The 19,034-nt window shown below is 72.9% G+C and carries 14 protein-coding genes and 1 pseudogene; 9 read left to right on the top strand and 6 right to left on the bottom strand.

From position 1 onward, the window contains the following. The first annotated feature begins 251 nt into the window (after positions 1-251). Complete coding sequence (locus AB0K25_RS27415; RefSeq protein WP_219468610.1) at positions 252-731, top strand: hypothetical protein; 480 nt, start codon at positions 252-254, stop codon at positions 729-731. 194 nt (positions 732-925) lie between these two features. Here AB0K25_RS27415 and AB0K25_RS27410 read toward each other — a convergent pair whose 3' ends face one another. Further along, entirely contained in the window at positions 926-1,153 is a 228-nt protein-coding gene (locus tag AB0K25_RS27410; RefSeq protein ID WP_363823451.1) for a DUF2277 family protein, read from the bottom strand. Positions 1,154-1,219: 66 nt separating this feature from the next. Between AB0K25_RS27410 and miaB the strand changes: the two genes are divergently transcribed. Then, on the top strand, positions 1,220-2,734 hold the full coding sequence (gene miaB, locus AB0K25_RS27405) for a tRNA (N6-isopentenyl adenosine(37)-C2)-methylthiotransferase MiaB (RefSeq protein ID WP_363823448.1): 1,515 nt from the start codon (positions 1,220-1,222) through the stop codon (positions 2,732-2,734). Between the two features lie 46 nt (positions 2,735-2,780). Here the strand turns inward: miaB and AB0K25_RS27400 are convergent, their stop codons facing one another. The 3 genes from AB0K25_RS27400 to AB0K25_RS27390 all read right to left on the bottom strand — a co-directional run bounded on the left by AB0K25_RS27400 (position 2,781) and on the right by AB0K25_RS27390 (position 7,699). After that, on the bottom strand, positions 2,781-4,142 hold the full coding sequence (locus AB0K25_RS27400) for a cellulose binding domain-containing protein (RefSeq protein ID WP_363823445.1): 1,362 nt from the start codon (positions 4,140-4,142) through the stop codon (positions 2,781-2,783). Between the two features lie 293 nt (positions 4,143-4,435). After that, positions 4,436-6,085, bottom strand: coding sequence for a cellulase family glycosylhydrolase (locus AB0K25_RS27395; protein WP_219468613.1), 1,650 nt, complete (start codon positions 6,083-6,085; stop codon positions 4,436-4,438). A gap of 405 nt (positions 6,086-6,490) precedes the next feature. Continuing rightward, positions 6,491-7,699: a DUF349 domain-containing protein gene (locus AB0K25_RS27390; protein ID WP_219468615.1), complete on the bottom strand. Its 1,209-nt coding sequence runs from the start codon at positions 7,697-7,699 to the stop codon at positions 6,491-6,493. A 253-nt stretch (positions 7,700-7,952) separates the two neighbouring features. On the opposite strand from AB0K25_RS27390, the gene AB0K25_RS27385 reads away from it, so the two are divergent. From AB0K25_RS27385 to dapF, 4 genes are all read left to right on the top strand, one after another. Then, positions 7,953-8,402, top strand: a complete 450-nt coding sequence (locus tag AB0K25_RS27385) for a hypothetical protein (RefSeq protein WP_219468618.1) — start codon at positions 7,953-7,955, stop codon at positions 8,400-8,402. A gap of 264 nt (positions 8,403-8,666) precedes the next feature. Further along, on the top strand, positions 8,667-9,440 hold the full coding sequence (locus tag AB0K25_RS27380; protein WP_363823441.1) for a class III extradiol dioxygenase subunit B-like domain-containing protein: 774 nt from the start codon (positions 8,667-8,669) through the stop codon (positions 9,438-9,440). Beyond that, complete coding sequence (gene miaA / locus AB0K25_RS27375; protein ID WP_357537827.1) at positions 9,386-10,348, top strand: tRNA (adenosine(37)-N6)-dimethylallyltransferase MiaA; 963 nt, start codon at positions 9,386-9,388, stop codon at positions 10,346-10,348. Before AB0K25_RS27380 ends, miaA begins: the two co-directional genes overlap by 55 nt. A 7-nt stretch (positions 10,349-10,355) precedes the next feature. Further along, a complete protein-coding gene (dapF, locus tag AB0K25_RS27370) occupies positions 10,356-11,189 on the top strand; it encodes a diaminopimelate epimerase (RefSeq protein WP_219468623.1) in 834 nt (277 codons plus the stop codon). Between the two features lie 379 nt (positions 11,190-11,568). Here dapF and AB0K25_RS27365 read toward each other — a convergent pair whose 3' ends face one another. After that, positions 11,569-13,041, bottom strand: a complete 1,473-nt coding sequence (locus AB0K25_RS27365) for an NAD-dependent malic enzyme (RefSeq protein WP_208569565.1) — start codon at positions 13,039-13,041, stop codon at positions 11,569-11,571. 148 nt (positions 13,042-13,189) lie between these two features. On the opposite strand from AB0K25_RS27365, the gene hflX reads away from it, so the two are divergent. Beyond that, on the top strand, positions 13,190-14,668 hold the full coding sequence (hflX, locus tag AB0K25_RS27360; protein WP_244253122.1) for a GTPase HflX: 1,479 nt from the start codon (positions 13,190-13,192) through the stop codon (positions 14,666-14,668). A gap of 48 nt (positions 14,669-14,716) precedes the next feature. Continuing rightward, positions 14,717-16,222 (top strand): annotated as a pseudogene (locus AB0K25_RS27355) (hypothetical protein); the annotation flags it as partial. 834 nt (positions 16,223-17,056) lie between these two features. On the opposite strand, the gene lexA reads toward AB0K25_RS27355, so the two are convergent. Next, the gene (gene lexA / locus AB0K25_RS27350; RefSeq protein WP_208569562.1) at positions 17,057-17,839 is read right to left on the bottom strand and encodes a transcriptional repressor LexA; all 783 of its coding nucleotides are present in this window, start codon (positions 17,837-17,839) and stop codon (positions 17,057-17,059) included. Between the two features lie 668 nt (positions 17,840-18,507). Between lexA and nrdR the strand changes: the two genes are divergently transcribed. Beyond that, positions 18,508-18,996 carry a transcriptional regulator NrdR gene (nrdR, locus tag AB0K25_RS27345; RefSeq protein WP_208569561.1) on the top strand — a complete coding sequence of 163 codons (489 nt, stop codon included), beginning with the start codon at positions 18,508-18,510 and terminating at the stop codon, positions 18,994-18,996. The last annotated feature ends 38 nt before the right edge of the window (positions 18,997-19,034 follow it).

Genomic DNA, 19,034 nt, shown 5'->3' with positions numbered 1-19,034 from the left:
GACCCCGGGTGGCGGGCCCGGACTTCCGACGCCGCGCCGGGTGGGCTGGGCTGTCGGTCGGCCGGTTCGGCGGGGCACCGTACCCGATAAACTGTCATCTTCCCGCTACTCCGGGCAATGCGGCGCTAGGAAATTTTGCCCGGAATGGTCACAGACCGGTAACTTGCCCCCGGCCGGGGGCAAATGCCCCCCACCATCGTGAGTAAGGCCCGATCCGGAGGCCGGTGGGACTAACGCAGCGAGGAGGCGGCATGACCGAGCTGTGGAACTGGAGAATCGACCGGGCCGCACCCGTGGAGGTGTACCCGGCCCTGGCCGAGGCGCTCGGACGGGTGGTGATGCCCCTGGCCGTGGCCGACCCGGCCCGGCTGCCCACGTACGCGGTGATCTGCGACGTGTGGGAGGCCCCGGGGGAGTTCGGGACGATCGTCGACTGCTACGGCGTACCCGAGTCGCTGCACCAGCTGAGCGCGGTCGCCGCGCTGGCCCGGCTGCTCGACCGGGACTGCCTGCTGGCCGACGACACCCTCGACGCCGGCCGGCACCTGCTGGTCGCCCCGGGCGGCACGATCCGCCCGGTGCACTTCGAGGTCACCGAGACCGACGACGGTGAGGTGCTCTCCGCGCGCCGGCTCTGCACCCTGGCGCACCCGGGCTGTCGGGGCTGGTCGCGGTGCTGCCGTTCGCGCTGGGCACCCGACTCGGTCAACCCGGCCCTGGCCGCCGCCTGACCGACCCCCGCCCGACGGCCCGTGCACCCAGGGCCACCGCCCGGTCCATGGCGGTGCGGCCGGCGCCCGGCGGGTCAGGGGGGCGACGGCCCGGGGCCCGGTGGGTCAGGGAGGCGACGGCCCGGGGCCCGGCGGGTCAGGGGGGCGACGGCCCGGGGCCGGTGGGTCAGAGGGCGACGGCCCGGGGCCGGTGGTCAGGGGGCGACGGTGGGGCGGGTGCCCCGGACCTGCAACTGGTTCAGCAGGGTCGCGGTAGCGGCGGTCACCGCGCTCACCGCCGCCTCGAACGCCGCGGCGTTGTGCGCGGCCGGGGCCCGGAAACCGGACACCTTGCGGACGTACTGCAACGCCGCCGCCTCGATGTCGGCCGACGTGACCGTCGGGACGTACGGCTCACGCAGGGTCTTGATGCTCCGGCACATGGTTCCTCCTCGTCGGGGTCTTCCCGGTCGGCCCCGGTCGGGCGGCCCGGATACGCTGTGCGTGTCATGACTACCGCAGCCGTGAGCAGCCCGCGCACCTACCAGGTGCGCACGTACGGCTGCCAGATGAACGTGCACGACTCCGAGCGCATCTCCGGCCTGCTCGAACAGGCCGGTTACGTGCGGGTCGCCGACGCCGACGACAACCCGGACGTGGTGGTGTTCAACACCTGCGCCGTCCGGGAGAACGCCGACAACCGGCTCTACGGCAACCTCGGTCACCTGCGCCCCGTCAAGGCCCGGCACCCGGGGATGCAGATCGCCGTCGGCGGCTGCCTGGCCCAGAAGGACCGGGGCGACATCGTCCGCAAGGCACCCTGGGTGGACGTGGTGTTCGGCACCCACAACATCGGCTCGCTGCCGGTGCTGCTGGAACGGGCCCGGCACAACACCGCCGCCGAGGTGGAGATCCTCGAATCCCTCGACGTCTTCCCGTCCACCCTGCCGACCCGGCGCGAGTCGACGTACGCCGGCTGGGTGTCGATCTCGGTGGGCTGCAACAACACCTGCACGTTCTGCATCGTGCCCGCCCTGCGCGGCAAGGAGAAGGACCGCCGCCCCGGCGACGTCCTCGCCGAGGTGCGCGCCCTGGTCGCCGAGGGCGTGCTGGAGGTGACCCTGCTCGGGCAGAACGTCAACTCCTACGGCGTCGAGTTCGGTGACCGGTACGCCTTCGGCAAGCTGCTGCGCGCGACCGGTGAGATCGACGGGTTGGAACGGGTCCGGTTCACCAGCCCGCACCCGAAGGACTTCACCGACGACGTGATCGCCGCGATGGCCGAGACCCCCAACGTCTGCCACTCGCTGCACATGCCGTTGCAGTCCGGCTCGGACGACGTGCTGAAGGCGATGCGCCGGTCGTACCGGTCGGAGCGCTACCTCGGCATCATCGAGAAGGTCCGGGCGGCGATGCCCGACGCGGCGATCACCACCGACATCATCGTCGGCTTCCCCGGCGAGACCGAAGCCGACTTCGAGCAGACCCTCGACGTGGTCCGCGCGGCCCGCTTCTCGTCGGCGTTCACCTTCCAGTACTCCAAGCGCCCCGGCACCCCGGCCGCGACCATGCCCGACCAGCTGCCCAAGCAGGTCGTGCAGGAACGCTACGAACGGCTGGTCGCCTGCGTCGAGGAGATCACCTGGGCGGAGAACAAGCGTCTGGTCGGCGAGACCGTCGAGGTGCTGGTCGCCGTCGGTGAGGGCCGCAAGGACGACCGCACCGGCCGGCTCTCCGGCCGGGCCCGCGACGGCCGACTGGTGCACTTCGCCACCGGTGCGGCCGGTGAGCCGGGCGCGGCCGGCACGATCCGACCGGGCGACATCGTGCACACCACCATCACCTACGCCGCCCCGCACCACCTCAACGCCGACGGTGCCCCGCTGGCACACCGCCGCACCCGGGCCGGTGACGCCGCCGAGGCCGGCCGCGCCCCGCGTACCCCCGGGGTGCTGCTCGGGTTGCCCACGGTCGGTGCGCCGGCCGCGACGCCCGCGCCGACGACCGGCTGCGCCGCGCACTGACCTCCCGGTCGGGGCCCGCCGCCGGCGGACCCCGACCGGTGCGCGGTCAGACCGAGATCCGGCCCGCGCCGGCACCCGCCGTCACGATGGACTTCACGCTGCTCGCGCTGTCCAGGGTGTACTGGTACGGGATGCCGGCGACGCTGCCGCCGGTCTGCCCGGCGGGCGAGTTGACGAAGTGGTTGTTGCGGGCCACCAGGCTGCCCGGCCCGGAGTCGGCCTCGCCGAGGTGGTAGGTGTCCTTGACGTTCTCGAAGTAGTTGCCCTCGACGAGCACCCCGGCGCTCATCGTGGACGCCACGCCGTAGCCGGCGTTGTTGTAGTAGTAGTTGTTGTAGACGTGCACCGGGTTGCCGAAGCGGACCCGGGGGTTGCGCTGCTTGCTGCCGTCGTACCAGTTGTGGTGGTAGGTCACCCGCAGGTGCCCGATGTCCTGGCTGCCGTTGTCGTCGCTGTGCCCGAGCAGCATCGTCTTGTCGTGGCTGTAGACCCGGTTCCAGGAGACGGTGACGAAGTCCGAGCCGCGCTTGATGTCGACGGTGCCGTCGTAGCCGATGCTGAAGGTGTTGTGGTCGATCCAGATGTTGGTGGCGGAACTCTCCACGTTGATCGCGTCGTCGCTCCAGTTGCGGAACGTCAGGTTCCGGATGATCACGTTGCGGTCGCCGTTGACGGTGAACCCGCAGCCGACGATCGTCGCCCCGGCGTTGCCGAGCACGGTCTTGTTGGAGCGGACCCGCAGCATGCCCGAGCAGTTGATGGTGCCGGAGACCCGGATCACCGCCGCGCCGGTGGCGTTCAACGCGCTGGTCAGCGCCGAGGCGGTGGAGACGGTCGTCGCGCCCGCGCTGCCGCCGCCGGTGGTGCCGCCGTTCTGGGTGGCCCAGCCGACCAGGCCGGTCTGCGGCACGCTGGGCGGCGGGGTGGTCGCCGGGGGCGTCGTCGGCGGGGGTGTGGCCGACGGCGGGGTGGTCGGCGCATTGGTCGGGGCGGTGCTCCCGGTGCAGGTCACCCCGTTGACGGTGAAGCTGGTCGGGACCGGGTTGCTGGAGTTGTTCCAGGTGCCGTTGAAGCCGAACGAGACGCTGCCGCCGGTCGGCACGCTCCCGTTGTAGCCCACGTTGGTGGCGGTCACCGTGCTGCCGCTCTGGGCCACGGTGGCGTTCCAGGCGTCACTGACCGTCTGGCCGGCCGAGTACGACCAGCGCAGGCTCCAGCCCGACAGCGGGTCGCCGAGGTTGCTGATGGTGATGTTGCCGGTGAATCCGCCCTGCCACTGCCCACCGACGGTGTAGCTGACCGCGCAGCCGGGGGCGGCGTGGGCGGCGACGGCGGTGAGCGTACCGGTGGCGAGCAGGGCGACGGTGGTGGCGGCGATCAGCGTCGTACGACGCCGGGGTGTGCGCATGCTGCGTCCCTTTCGGGTGGGACAGGCTGCCGTCGACGGGAGAGCCACCGGTGGATGCCGGTGACCCGGGACGTCGCCGATCGGCCCCTGCCGAGGGGGTCAGGTCGGTACGAGGTGGATCCCGTGTGGTGCGCCCGCAGCCCGGACAAGCGCTTTCCCGAGCAAAGCATAGACAGTGGCAGATGTAAATCGGCGTGCCGGACGCGCGGCGGCGGTGATCCGGCAGGTGGGTCGCCGGTCGACGTTGCCCGTCGACCGGCGACCCACCGGTGGCCACTACGGACGGTCCCGGCTCAGCAGGCGGTGCCCTTGAGCTTCACCGTGGCCGGGGCGGCGGCCGTACCGTTGGCGGTGAAGCCCACGGTGACCGACGCGCCCGCCGCCAGCGACGGCGCGTAGGCCGGCCCGGCGGCGGTCACCGTCGTGCCGGCCTGGGTGACGGTGGCGTTCCAACCGCTGACCAGGGTGACCCCGGCCGGCCAGGCCCAGGTCACCGACCACGGGTTGACCGCCGACGAACTGGTGTTCTTCACCGTCAGCTCACCCTGGAAACCACCCTGCCACGCGCTGACCTGCTTGTAGGTGGCGGTGCAGCCACCGGTCGGCGGCGGGGTGGTGGTCGGCGGGGGCGTGGTGGTCGGCGGCGGCGTCGTCGGGCCGGTGGTGGTCGGCGTCGGCGTCGGGGTGCCGGTCGGGTCGGTCCCGCCACCCACCGGCGGGATCAGGTACGGCTGGAGGATCGCCTGCTTGGCGGTGTTGACGTTGGTCCAGTCGTCCAGCGCGATGCCTCCCGTGTCACCCGAGTTCGGGTTCCACGACCAGTAGGTGAAGGACATCCCGTTGACCCCGGTGCCGGTGTAGGCCATCAACTTCTCCAGCCACACCTTGTCCCGGGGATCGGCCAGGGTGCTGCCGAACTCGCCCATCATGATCGGGGCGATGTTCTGCTTGTAGAGGTAACCCCAGTACCTGTCCCAGATCGCCGGCAGGTTCGCCGGGAAGTCGGCGGCCTTGAACCAGTTCTGCTCGTAGACGCTGGTGGCGTACTCGTGTGGCGAGTAGACCAGCCGGTTCGCCACGTTCAGCCGGACCGGGAACTGCCCGGCCTTGGACAGGTTGCCACCCCACCAGCCGCAGTCCTCGTCGTTGCTGGTGTCGTTGTCCCAGACGTTCGACAGGCCACCGCTGGGGCAGCTCACCCCCTCCACGAAGATCAGCCAGTTCGGCTGCACCGCGAGGATGGCGTTACCGGCCCGCTCGGCGGCCAGCCGCCAGTCCCGGGTGGTGTCGCCGCAGCCCCAGCAGGCGCCGGTCGCGGCCGGGTTGGTGCCTTCGGCGTGCGGCTCGTTGTGCAGGTCCGCGCCGATCACCGTGGTGTTGCCGGCGTACCGCTGGGCCAGCATCTTCCAGTCGGCGAGCCAGGTCGCCTCGGAGACCGTCGGGGTGTACCAGAGCGGCGACTGCCCGGCCGCCGTCGGCCGGTGCCGGTCCAGGATGACCCGCATGCCCTTGCTGCCGGCGTAGGCGATCACCTTGTCCAGGATCTGCAACGGCGAGAGCCCGACCAGGTCCGGGTTGACGAAGTCGTTGATCCCGCTGGCCGTCGCGCCCGGCTTCACCGAGTCGTTCGAGTACGGGACGCGCAGCGTGTTGTAGCCCAGGCTGGCCATCTTGTCGAGCTGCCCGCGCCACGGGTTGTTCGACCACAGGCCGTGGAACGTCCGGTTGTCGGTCTCCATGCCGAACCAGTTGATGCCGGTCAGCCGGACCGTCGCGCCGGTGGCGTCGACGATCTTGTTGCCGTTCGTGTGCAGGTAACCGGTGCCGGTGCCGCCGACTGCGGCGGCGGCCGGCGTGGTGCTGACGGCCGTGGCGACGAGCACGCCGGCCGCGGCGGTGGCGAGCGCGGTGAGCGCGGCGCCGATGATGCGGGGTCGGTACATACGGGCTCCACTTCGAATGCCCGGCGTCGCGACGGCGACGCGGGCGGAAAACCAGGGATTCGCCGGCCGCCGCCCGTCCGTCCCGCTCCTGCGGGGGTACGCGGACAGTGCGCGGCACGCCGGGTCACGTGGACGCGGCCACTCGCTGCGGTGCACCGGCGACTCCCGACGACGGTGTCCGTCGTCGGTGCCCTCGCGCCGGCGGGGTCGACCTGGCTCTGCCGCCCATTCTGATCAGCAGGCCTCGATGCGTCAACCGCAGCCCCTGCGCCCACCGCCGGGCGGGCGTGCCGGTACCGGCGGGGGTGCCCGGCTGGGTGGGCTCGGGTGGGGTGGGTTTTCGGGGTGGGACATGGGGAAGCCCCCGGTCCCGAGGGGGAGCGGGGGCTTCCGGGGCGTTCGGGGTCAGCCGGCCTGCTCGGCGAGCTGGAGGAACTGCCGCTTGGAGGCGAGCGCCTGCTCGGCCTCCTTGACCCGACGGGCGTCCCCGGCGGCTTGGGCGCGGGCGAGCCGCTCCTCGGCCTCGGCGACCTGCGCCCGCATCTGCGCGAGCAGCGGGTTGTCCTCCTTGGTGGTCCGCCGCCAGGCCGAATCCATCACCTCGCGGACCTTGTCGTCGATGGCCCGCAGCCGCCGCTCCAGGCCGGCAGCGGCCTCCCGGGGCACCCGGCCGGCCTCGTGCCACTGGGCCTGGATCTCCCGCAGCTTGGCCTGGGCACCCTTCGGGTCGCCGTCGACGTCCAGCGCCTCGGCCTCGACCAGCAGCGCCTGCTTGCGCTCCAGGTTGGCCCGCTGCTCGTTGTCCCGGGCCGAGAAGACCTCACTGCGCCGGCTGAAGAAGGCGTCCTGGGCGGCGCGGAACCGTTCCCAGAGCTTCTGCTCCGACTCCTTGGAGGCGCGCGGGGCGGCCTTCCACTGGTTCATCAGCTCCTTGAGCTGGTTGGCGGTGGCCGCCCAGTCGGTGGAGTCGGAGAGCTTCTCAGCCTCGGCGACCAGCTCCTCCTTGGCCGTGTGCGCCTGCTTGCGCTGCTGGTCGAGGGAGGCGAAGTGGGCGCCCCGACGCCGGGTGAAGCCGTCCCGGGCGGCGGCGAACCGCTTCCACAGCTCACCGTCGGCCTTCTTGTCGACCCCCCGGATGGTCTTCCACTCGTCGAGGATCTCCTTGAGCCGGTCACCCGCGGTCTTCCAGCCGGTCGACTCGGCGGCCAGCTGTTCGGCCTCCTCGACCAGGGCGGTCTTGCGGGCGAGCGCCTCACCCCGGGCGGCCTCCCGGGCGGCACGCGCCTCAGCGGCCTTCTCCTCGGCCACGACGGCGAGCTTGTCCAGGCGCGCGGCGAGGGCGTCGATGTCCCCGACGACGTGCGCCTCGGCCAGCGAGCCACGGATCCGCCGGACCGTGCTCAGCGAACCACCCGCGTCGGCGGCACCCGAGTTGAGCCGGGCCTCGGTCAGGTCCACCTCGGTGACCAGGTCGGCGAAGCGACGGGCGAAGTGTGCCAACCCCTCCTCGGGGGCGCCCGCCTGCCAGGATCCGACCACCCGCTCGCCCTCGCTGGTCTTCACGTACACGGTGCCGTCCGCGTCCACCCGTCCGAAGGCAGTCCAGTCGCTCATGTGCACATCCTCGTTCTCCCGGCGTCGACGGGAAACCCCGCACGATCGCCGCCACGGCGCAGCCAACTTGCTCCCGGCATTGTCACAGGTCCGCCCCCGTCCGCGTCGAGCGCCTGTCTCTGACCGTGACCATACGGTGTCCTAGCACCCACACACAGACTCCGTGGGGGGAGTGTCGCATTCCGGCGTACGCTGTACGGTAGGGCGTACGAGACACTGCCGCCCTATCGACGGGCGGACGAGGAGGAGCAGGATGACCCAGTCCCACACCCGGATGACGCCCCCGGCCGACCCCGGTTTCGTGCCCGACGAGGCCGATCTCGCCGAGCTGGACGCGTGGTTCCGCCACTACGACGCCCTGGCCGAGGCGGGTGACGTCGCCGGCACCGCCGAGCTGGCGATGTTCCCGCTGAACACCGTCACCGACGACGCCTCGGGGGAGGGCTCCGCCCGCCAGCTCGACCGGGCGGCCTACCTGGAGATGATGGGCGGCGTGCTCGGCGGCGGTGGCGACCTGCGGATGGAGAGCCGCCGCACGCCCTACTTCCTCACCCGGAGCCTGGCCGTGGTGCTCACCGAGGCCGAGTTCACCCTCGACGGCGAACGCCAACGGGTGCGCTACGCCGACCTGATGGTCCGCACCGGCGGGCGGTGGCGGTTCCAGACCATGGTCCAGGGCGGCTGGGGCGGCCAACCGGCCTGATCCCGCCGCGGCCTGCCGAACCGGCTGGTTCCGGCGTCGGACGCCGGGCGGGTCCCTCCAGGTGTCGGGCCGTCGGCCGGGTCGCTCCTGGTGTCGGGCCGTCGGCCGGGTCGCTCCTGGTGTCGGGCCGTCGGCCGGGTCGCTCCTGGTGTCGGGCCGTCGGCCGGGTCGTCCCCGGGCTGCCGACCGACTCGGTTCGGTGGTCGGGCTGCCGCAGCGGTGGGGCAGGCGGGGCGGGCGGTGCCGGGCCGCTAACGTTGCCTGGTGCCTCTGGTCGCCGCCGCCGTCTGCCCGCACCCGCCGCTGATCGTGCCCGAGCTGGCCGGGGCCGCCGCGCCCGAGCTGGCGGAGCTGCGCGCCGCCTGTACCGCCGCCGTCACCGCCCTCCACACCGCCGGGGCGGGCACCGTCGTGCTGGTCGGCGCCGGAGAGCGCACGGTCGAACTGGACCTGCCCCGCCAGGGCAGCTTCGCCCCCTGGGGCCTGCCCCTGGCGGTACGCCTCGGCGGGGGACCGGCCCCCACCGACCCCGGCAGCGGCGACGATCGGCTGCCGCTGAGCCTGCTGGTCGGGGCCTGGCTGGTCGACCGGGTCGCCCCCCCGACATCGGTGGCCTGGCGGATGGTGAGCATCGGGTCCGACGAACCGGTCGACCGGTGTGCCGCCCTCGGGGCCGGCCTACGGGTGGACGGGCCGTGGGCCCTGCTGGTGCTGGGCGACGGCTCGTCCTGCCACGGGCCGAAGGCACCCGGCTACGACGACCCGCGCGCCGGGGCGTACGACGAAGGGGTTGCCCGGGCCCTGGCCGACGCGGACACCGACGCGCTGCTCGACCTGGACCCGGTGGTCTCGGCGCAGCTGGGGGCCGCCGGCCGGCCCGCCTGGCAGGTGCTGGCCGGCGCGGTGAGGGCGGCCGGCGGCGACTGGCGCGGCGAGCTGCGCCACCACTCGCGTCCCTACGGGGTGGGCTACCTGGTGGCCTCCTGGTCCCCGCCGGCCGGGACGGACGGGGCGGGCACGGGCGGGGCGGCGCGGTGAGCGGCACGGTCGTCGCCGTGGTCGGGCCGACCGCGGCGGGCAAGTCGGCGCTGAGCATCGCCCTCGCGCACGCCCTCGGCGGGGAGGTGGTCAACGCCGACTCGATGCAGCTCTACCAGGGGATGGACATCGGCACCGCCAAGCTCACCACGGCGGAGCGGGACGGGGTGCCGCACCACCTGCTGGACATCTGGCCGGTCACCGAACCGGCCAGCGTCGCCGAGTACCAGCGGCTGGCCCGCGCGGCGGTCGACGACATCCTGGCCCGGGGGCGGGTGCCGCTGCTCGTCGGCGGCTCCGGCCTGTACGTGCGGGCGGTGCTCGAACAGTTCGAGTTCCCCGGCACCGACCCGGCGGTACGCGGACGGCTGGAGGCGGAACTGGCGCAGCTCGGCCCCGCCCCGCTGCACGCCCGGCTGGCCGGGGCGGACCCGGTCGCGGCGGCCGGCATCCTGCCCGGCAACGGTCGACGCATCGTCCGGGCCCTGGAGGTGATCGAGCTGACCGGGGCGCCGTTCACCGCCTCGCTGCCCGACCCGACCCCGTACTACCCGGCGGTGCAGCTCGGCGTCGACCTCGACACCGCGCTGCTCGACGAGCGGATCGCGGCGCGGGTCGACCGGATGTGGGCCGACGGGCTGGTCGCCGAGGTCCGTACGCTGTGCGGGCACGGCCTGGCCGACGGCCGGACGGCCAGCCGGGCCCTCGGCTACCAGCAGGTGCTGCGGTTCCTGGCCGGGGAGACCGACGAGGCGCAGGCCCGCGACGAGACGGTCCGGGCCACCCGGCGGTTCGTCCGACGGCAACGCTCCTGGTTCCGCCGTGACCAGCGCATCCACTGGCTGGACCCGACCGCGCCGACGTTTGTCGACACTGCGCTGCGGGTCGTCTCCGGGCATCGGCCATGATGGGGGCGTGGAGTTCACCAAGGGGCACGGCACCGGCAACGACTTCGTCATCTTGCCCGACCCGGACGGCACCCTCGACCTGACCCCCGACCTGGTCGCCGGGCTCTGCGACCGACGGCGCGGCCTCGGCGGCGACGGCGTGTTACGGGTGGTGCGCGCCGCGAAACACCCCGACGGGGTGGCCCTCGCCGATGAGGCCGAGTGGTTCATGGACTACTGGAACGCCGACGGCTCGTTCGCCGAAATGTGTGGCAACGGGGCCCGGGTCTTCGTCCGCTACCTGCTCGCGACCGGCCTGGCCACCGCGACCGACGGAACCCTGCCGGTGGCCACCCGCGCCGGCCTCGTGCGGGCCCGGGTCGACGGCGACACCATCGCCGTCGAGATGCGCCGCCCCCGGTTGTACGACGCGTCGCATGCCGCCCTGAGCGGGCTCACCCTGCCCGGCACGGCGGTGGACGTCGGCAACCCGCACCTGGTCTGTGCCCTGCCGGCCGGCATCGACCTGACCGACCTGGACCTGACCCGCGCGCCCGAATTCGACCCCCGGGTCTTCCCACACGGGGTGAACGTCGAGTTCACCACCCCCGGTGCCCCGCTGGACGGCACCGACGGCCACGTGCTGATGCGGGTCTACGAACGTGGCTCGGCGGAAACCCTCTCCTGCGGCACCGGCGCCTGCGCGGTCGCCGCCGTGGCGCTACGCGACGCCGCCCGGGACACCGGCGTCGTGGCGGTCGACGTCCCCGGTGGCCGCCTCACGGTCACGGTGACCACCGACTCGTGCTGGCTCGCCGGCCCCGCCATCCTCGTGGCCACCGGCACCCTCACCCTCCCCTGACCCCCCGCCGCCCTCCCCACCCCGCTCTGCCCCGTCTCACCCCGTCTCGTCTCGTTGATCAAGAGGTTTGCGTCAGAATCGGCGTGACGGATGACGTAAACCTCTTGATCACCCGGTCCCGACGAGGTGACGCGCGGTGATCAAGAGGTTCGGGTCAAAGATGGCGGGCGGAATGACGCAAACTTCTTGATCACCGGGGCCGGGCGGGGAGGGTGCGTGGTGATCAAGAGGTTTACGTCATGGGTGCCGGGCGGAGTGACGCAAACCTCTTGATCACCGGGGCCAGCCGAGCCTGGGGCGAGCCGAGCCTGGGGCGAGCCGGGGCCAGTCGAGTCGGGCTGGCCGGTGGGGAGTGGGGCTCGCGGGGGAGGGGAGGGGGTCAGGGGGTGGCGCTGGCGGTGGCGGCGACTTCGGGGAGGTCGGCGGGGCCGGGGTCGGCGGCCGGGGGTGGCGTCGCAGCCGGGTTCTGGGCGGCGGCGCGGACTGCGGCGGCGACCGCCGGGGCGACCCGGGAGTCGAAGACGCTCGGCACGATCACCGTCGGGTTGATCTTGTCTTCGCCGACCACGTCGGCGATGGCCCGGGCCGCCGCGATCGCCATCTCCTCGGTGAACTCCTCGGCGTGCGCGTCGAGCATGCCCCGGAACACGCCCGGGAAGGCGAGCACGTTGTTGATCTGGTTCGGCTGGTCGGAGCGGCCGGTCGCGACGATCGCGGCGTGCTTGCGGGCCTCCCGGGGGTCGACCTCCGGATCGGGGTTGGCCAGCGCGAAGACGATCGCGTCCTTGGCCATGGTGGCGACGTCGTCGCCGGTGAGCAGGTTGGGGGCGCTCACCCCGATGAAGACGTCTGCGCCCCGGACCGCACCGGCCAGGTCGCCGGCGTAGTTGTCCCGGTTGGTGTTCTCGGCCAGCCACTGCCAGGCCGGGTTGAGGCCGGTCAGCCCACGGTGCAGGGCGCCCTGCCGGTCGTACGCGATGATGTCGCCGACGCCCTGGCGCAGCAGCAGTTTCATGATCGCGGTGCCGGCCGCGCCGGCCCCGGAGACGACCACCCGGACGTCCGCGAGCTGCTTGCCCACGACGCGCAGTGCGTTGGTCAGCGCGGCCAGCACGCAGATCGCGGTGCCGTGCTGGTCGTCGTGGAAGACCGGGATGTCCAGCAGCTCCCGCAGCCGTGCCTCGATCTCGAAGCAGCGCGGCGCGGCGATGTCCTCCAGGTTGATCCCGCCGTACGCGGGGGCGATGGCCTTGACGATCGCCACGATCTCGTCGGTGTCCTGGGTGTCCAGCACCACCGGCCAGGCGTCCACCCCGCCGAAGCGCTTGAACAGCGCCGCCTTGCCCTCCATCACCGGCAGCGACGCCGCCGGGCCGAGGTTGCCCAGGCCGAGCACGGCCGAGCCGTCGCTGACCACGGCGACCGTGTTGCGCTTGATGGTCAACCGCCGGGCGTCCGCCGGGTTCTCCGCGATCGCCATGCAGACCCGGGCCACCCCCGGGGTGTACGCCCGGGACAGCTCGTCGCGGGTCCGCAGCCCGACCTTCGAGTGCACCTCGATCTTGCCGCCGAGGTGCAGCAGGAACGTCCGGTCGGACACCTTGCGCACGTCCACCCCGTCGAGCGCGGTGAGCGCCTCGACGACCTGGTCGGCGTGGCCGGCGTCGGCGGTGTCGCAGGTGAGGTCGACGATCACGTGGGTCGGGTCGGAGTCGACCACGTCGAGTGCGGTGACGATCGCGCCGGCCTCGCCGACCGACGTGGTCAGCCGGCCGATCGAGGAGGCGTCCGCAGGGACCGCGATCCGGATCGTGATCGAGAATCCGGCACTCGGCAGTCTGGTGATGGCCACGGAAATACCTCCGTCGTCGCTGGCGGCTCGTCGCCATTTCTACTCGCCCACCGGGCCACGGCGGCAGCCGCCCCCGCGTTCGGCGACCTCCACCACGGGCATATAGCAGTCGCGTTCCGCGTTGACCCGTGTCAGGATTACTCGGTACATGCACAGAACGGACAGGAGACGCAGCTTGCGCGACCAGGAGACCCACACCCCCTTCTCGGACGACGACCTCGACGCCACGACCGGTGAGTACGAGCTGTCGGAGCGGCAGGCGTTGCGGCGGGTCCCCGGCCTCTCCACCGAGCTGACCGACGTCACCGAGGTCGAATACCGCCAGCTCCGGCTGGAGCGGGTCGTCCTCGTCGGCGTCTGGACCGAGGGCACCCAGCGCGACGCCGACAATTCGCTGACCGAGCTGGCCGCCCTGGCCGAGACCGCCGGTTCGCAGGTGCTCGAAGGGCTGATCCAGCGCCGCAGCCGCCCCGACCCGGCCACCTACGTCGGCCGGGGCAAGGTCGACGACCTCAGCGCGGCGGTGCTCTCCACCGGGGCCGACACGGTGATCTGCGACGGTGAGCTGTCCCCGTCCCAGCTGCGCAACCTGGAGCAGCGCACCAAGGTCAAGGTGGTCGACCGCACCGCGCTGATCCTCGACATCTTCGCCCAGCACGCCAAGAGCAAGGAGGGCAAGGCGCAGGTCGAGCTGGCCCAGCTCGAATACCTGCTGCCCCGGTTGCGTGGTTGGGGTGAGTCGCTGTCCCGGCAGAGCGGTGGCTCCGGGCGCGGCGGTGGTGCCGGTGGCGGCGTGGGTCTGCGTGGCCCCGGTGAGACCAAGCTGGAGACCGACCGGCGGCGCATCCGCCACCGCATCGCCCGGTTGCGCCGGGAGATCAAGGCAATGAAGACGGTACGCCAGACCAAGCGCGCCCGTCGGTCCCGTAACGCCGTTCCCGCGGTCGCCATCGCCGGTTACACCAACGCCGGCAAGTCGAGCCTGCTCAACCGGCTCACCGGCGCGGGCGTGCTGGTGGAGAACGCGCTCTTCGCCACCCTGGACCCGACCACCCGCCGGGCCACCACCTCGGACGGGCGGCTCTACACGCTGTCCGACACGGTGGGTTTCGTCCGGCACCTGCCCCACCAGATCGTCGAGGCGTTCCGTTCGACGCTGGAGGAGGTCGCCGAGGCCGACCTGGTGGTGCACGTGGTCGACGGCACCCACCCCGACCCGGAGGAACAGGTCCGCGCGGTGCGGGAGGTGCTCTCCGAGGTCGGTGCCGACCGGCTGCCCGAGCTGCTGGTGGTCAACAAGACCGACGCCGCCGACGAGGAGACCCTGCTGCGGCTCAAGCGGCTCTGGCCGGACGCGGTCTTCGTCTCCGCGCACAGTGGGCGTGGCCTCGAGGGGCTGCGTGAGGTGATCGAACAGCGGCTGCCGCGTCCGGCCGTGGAGGTCCGCGCGGTCCTGCCGTACGACCGGGGTGACCTGGTTGCCCGGCTGCACCGGCAGGGTGAGGTGCTGAGCACCTCCCACCTCCCGGAGGGCACCCTGCTGCACGTGCGGGTGGGGGAGGCGCTCGCCGCCGAGTTGACTCCGTTCGTGGCGGCGGGTGACCCTGCGGTGGCCGGCAGTCGGTGAGCGCTGCGGTGTGACCTGAGGTTCATGGCGGCATGCGACACTGACGCCATGCGCCGCGCTGTCTCCTCGGTCACGGTTGCCCTCGCCCTGTTCGGCGTGGCCGTGGCACCCGCTGCTGCCGCAGCGGCACCGGTCTCCGCTGCCACCTCCGGGGCGGCGTCGGTCCTGGCCACCCCCGTCGGGACGGTGCCGTTGGCCGGTGCGGCGCCGTTGGCCGGTGCAGTGCCGTTGGTCGGGGTGGCGCCGTTGGCCGTCGCCGGCAAGAAGAAGTGCACCATCACGGACGAGCGGCTGCGGGAGCTGTCCGGCCTGGTCGCCACGAAGACCGGCTATGTCGTGATCAACGACGGCACCCTCCAGGAGAGCCGCAAGCGGGTCTTCTTCCTCGACACCAAGTGCAAGATCGCCAGGGAGCCGGTCAAGTTCTCCGGCGACGGCCCGTTCGACACGGAGGACCTGACCCTCTCCCCGGACGGCAAGACGCTCTGGATCGCCGACACCGGTGACAACGTGACCAGCAGGGAACGGCGTACCCGGGTCGCGGTCTGGACGATGCCGGTGACCGGGTCGAAGCAGCCGGTGCTGCACCGGCTGTCGTACCCGGAGCGCAAGCCGCACGACGCCGAGGCGCTGCTGATCGGCGCGGACGGGTCGCCCCTGGTGATCACCAAGGTGCCCAGTGGCAAGGCGGAGATCTTCACCCCGGAGACGAAGCTCGACAGCGGCGGCAACGCCGATCCGGTGCCGATGAAGAAGGTCGGCGAGATCACCCTGCCCAAGACCACCACCGACAACCCGCTCAACATCATCGGTCGGGTGGCCATCACCGGGGCGGCCCGCTCGCCCGACGGCAGCCGGGTGGTGCTGCGCACCTACGCCGACGCCTTCGAGTACGACGTCAAGGGCGACGACATCGTGGCCGCGTTGACCACCGGCAAGCCCCGGGTCACCCCGTTGGCGGACCCGTTCGGCGAGGCCATCTCGTACATCCCGGACGGCACCGGGTTCGTGACCGTCTCCGACGGCGGGGAACTCTCCCCGGAGGACCCGATCGACATCCTCGGCTACACCCCGTCCACCAAGGGCGCGGAACCAGTCGAGGGCGCGGCGGGAGCCAAGCCGGCAGCCGACAGGTCCTGGTACGACAACCTGAGCCTGGACCAGATCACCTACCTGATCGGTGCGGTCGGGGTGGTCGGCGCGGTGCTGGTCGGGGCCGGCATCGTCGGGATCGTGCGGTCGCGCAGGCGGGCCACGGCGGCCGGCGAGATGCCTGACGATCCCGACGACGAGGTCTTCACCTCCGGCGCGGTGTCCCGGGCCGAGGGCTTCCCGGCCGGTGAGTCCCCCCCTGCCGCCGAACCGGCCCCGGACCGGCCGCGTACCGGCGGTGTCTACGGTGCTGCGGCAGGTGGTGGCCCCGCCCGGCCGGCCGGCGGCGCGGTCTACGGCGGAGGTCGGCCCCCAGCGGCAGCCGCAGCGGTTCCCTCCGGCGGTCCGGGAGGTAGCAGCCCTGCGGGCGGCGGACGTCCGGCGGGTGGTGGTGTCTACGGCGGAGGTCGCCCTGCCGGCGGTGGTGTCTACGGTGCCACCCCGGCCGGCGGTGCCGGTCCGCGCGGTGCCACCCCGGCCGGCGGTGCCGGTCCGCGCGGCGGTGCCGACGGTGCTGGTCCGCGCGGTGGCGCCCCGGGCATCGGCCCGCGCGGTGGTGCTTCGGGCGGTGGTGCCCGGGGTGGTGCGCCGGCCGCCGCCGACCCGCGCGGTGGTGCGCCGGCTGGTGGACGCGGCGGTGTGCCGGCGGGTGGGCGTGGCGGTGCGCCGGCCGGTGGACGCGGCGGTGTGCCGGACGATGGGCGTGGTGGGCCGCCGGGGATCCGTGGTGGTGCCCCGGTGGCCGGGCGTGGCACCCCGCCGGGTGGCCGTGGCGGTCCGCCACCGGAGGGGCGCGGTGGTGCGCCGGTCGGTGCCCGTGGCGGTCCTCCGCCGGGTGGGCGTGGTGGCCCTCCGCCGGGTGGTCGTGCTGCGCCGCCGGCCGGTGGGCGTGGCGGTGCTCCCGCTGGTGGGCGTGGTGCCGGCCCGGCGGGCGGGCGGGGTGGCGCTGCGGGTGGTGGGGACGGTGTCTACGGTGCCGGGCGGGCCGAACCGCCACGGCGTGAGGGTGGGCCCCGGGAGCCGCGTTCCGGTCCACGCCGGGACGACGACCACGACGACCGGCGGGGCGGCCAGTACGGCCCACCGCCCGGCCGCAGCGGCGAGCGTTACTGACCTCTCCCCAGGTCGCGGGCGTGCGCGGTCGACCAGGCACGTGCCGCGGCCGTTGCGGGGCGGGGCACGGTCACCGGGGACGGCACCGGCAGCCTCCGCCGGAGGCTGCCGGGCGGGACGAGGTCAGATCCGGCGGAGCACGGCCACGACCCGGCCCATGATGGTGGCGTCGTCACCGGGGATCGGGTCGAAGGCCGGGTTCTGCGGCATCAGCCATACGTGACCGTCGCGTCGCCGGTAGGTCTTGACGGTCGCCTCACCGTCGAGCATCGCGGCCACGATGTCACCGGCCTCGGCGATCGGCTGCTGCCGCACCACCACCCAGTCGCCGTCGCAGATCGCCGCGTCGAGCATCGAGTCGCCCTTGACCTGGAGCATGAAGACCTCGCCCTCGCCGACCAGTTCGCGGGGGAGCGGGAACACGTCCTCGACCGCCTGCTCGGCCAGGATCGGCCCACCGGCCGCGATCCGGCCCAGCATCGGCACGTACGCCGGGGTGGGGCGCTGGGCTCGGCTCAGCTCGTCGTCGGCGTCGACGGGGGCGCGGACGTCAACCGCGCGGGGGCGGTTGGGGTCGCGGCGCAGGAAGCCCTTCTTTTCCAGCTCCTTGAGCTGGTAGGCGACGCTGGACGGGGAGACCAGGCCGACCGCCTCGCCGATCTCGCGGACGCTCGGCGGGTAGCCGTGCCGCTCCACCCAGCTGCGGATGAATTCGAGGATGCGGCGCTGGCGGGCGGTGAGGTCGACGGCGGCCGGGTCGGGGAAGCCGCTGACCACCGGCGTGACCTGGCGGACGGCCGGTTGGCCGGTCCGGCTGCGGGCGGCGCGGGGACGCCGAGTGGCCGGGGGACCCGCCTCGGCGATCGGCTGCGGGTTCTTCTGCCGGTTGGCCCGGTCCTCGGTCACGTCCGTCCTCCCTGGTCGGCGCTGGGTGCCTTGGCGGCTCGTGGTGCGCGCGGGGTGTCGCGGTGCCGGACCGACGTGGTGCGCCGTGCCCGGTCGTTCATGACCGTATAGGTGAGATCGGTCATTTTCAAACATCTGTACGACGCGTCTCGGCGTGTCGGGTGGAAAACCTGGTAACTCGTACGCCTGTTCTGGTAGATGGTACGTCCTCCTCGAACCCGTGTTCGAGGGGTTCGGTGGTCTGCCGGGTCGGTCAACCGTCCGGGTCGGGCTGGCCGGACGGCCGGTAACCTCCCCGGCGTCCGGTCGGTTGGAGCTGTCGACCCCCGGGGGCGGCGACGGGCCCGGGGTGGTGGGCCCGGGGTGGTGGGCCCGGGGTGGTGGGCCCGGGGGTGGTGGGCCCGGGGTGGTGGGCCCGGGGGTGGTGGGGCGGTTCGGGCGTGACGCGCCGGACAGTCGGGCAACTTGACCCGACCCGGCCGGCGGCCTACGGTCGACCCCTAGATGTAGTAGTCACACGGGCGTAAGTTGCCCACAGGTTGGGTTCGACTACCCACCGCACTCCCGTATCGTCGACCACGGCGAGACCGGCGACACCGGTTGCGCCGGGTCGACGCGTGCCCGGAGGCGGGCGGGCGGGCCCCACAGTCGATCAAGGAGGTCGGGCGATGCGGTGTCCGTACTGCCGGCACGCCGACTCCCGGGTGGTCGACTCGCGCGAGGCCGACGACGGCCAGCTGATCCGGCGGCGGCGCTCCTGCCCGGAATGCGGCAAGCGGTTCACCACGGTCGAGGAGGCCGTCCTCGCGGTGGTCAAGCGCAGCGGGGTGACCGAGCCGTTCAGCCGGACGAAGATCATCGGCGGGGTACGCAAGGCGTGCCAGGGCCGGCCGGTCGACGAGGACTCCATCGCGCTGCTGGCGCAGAAGGTCGAGGAGACCGTCCGGGCCAAGGGAGCTGCCGAGCTGCCGAGCCACGACGTGGGACTGGCGATCCTGGGCCCACTGCGCGACCTGGACGAGGTGGCCTACCTGCGCTTCGCCAGCGTCTACCGCTCGTTCGACTCGCTGGCCGACTTCGAACGGGAGATCGAGACCCTCCGGGCCGCCGCACAGGCCCGTGTCGACGCGGCCGGGGCCGCCGACCGTACCGACTGAGTCTTTCACCAAGTGACGACCTGGATTTCGACAGTGAC

Source organism: Micromonospora sp. NPDC049257 (assembly GCF_040678915.1).
Classification (GTDB): Bacteria; Actinomycetota; Actinomycetes; order Mycobacteriales; family Micromonosporaceae; genus Micromonospora; species Micromonospora antibiotica.
The sequence above is the reverse complement of the archived record's forward strand: the minus strand, read 5'-3'. Positions and strand labels throughout refer to the sequence as shown.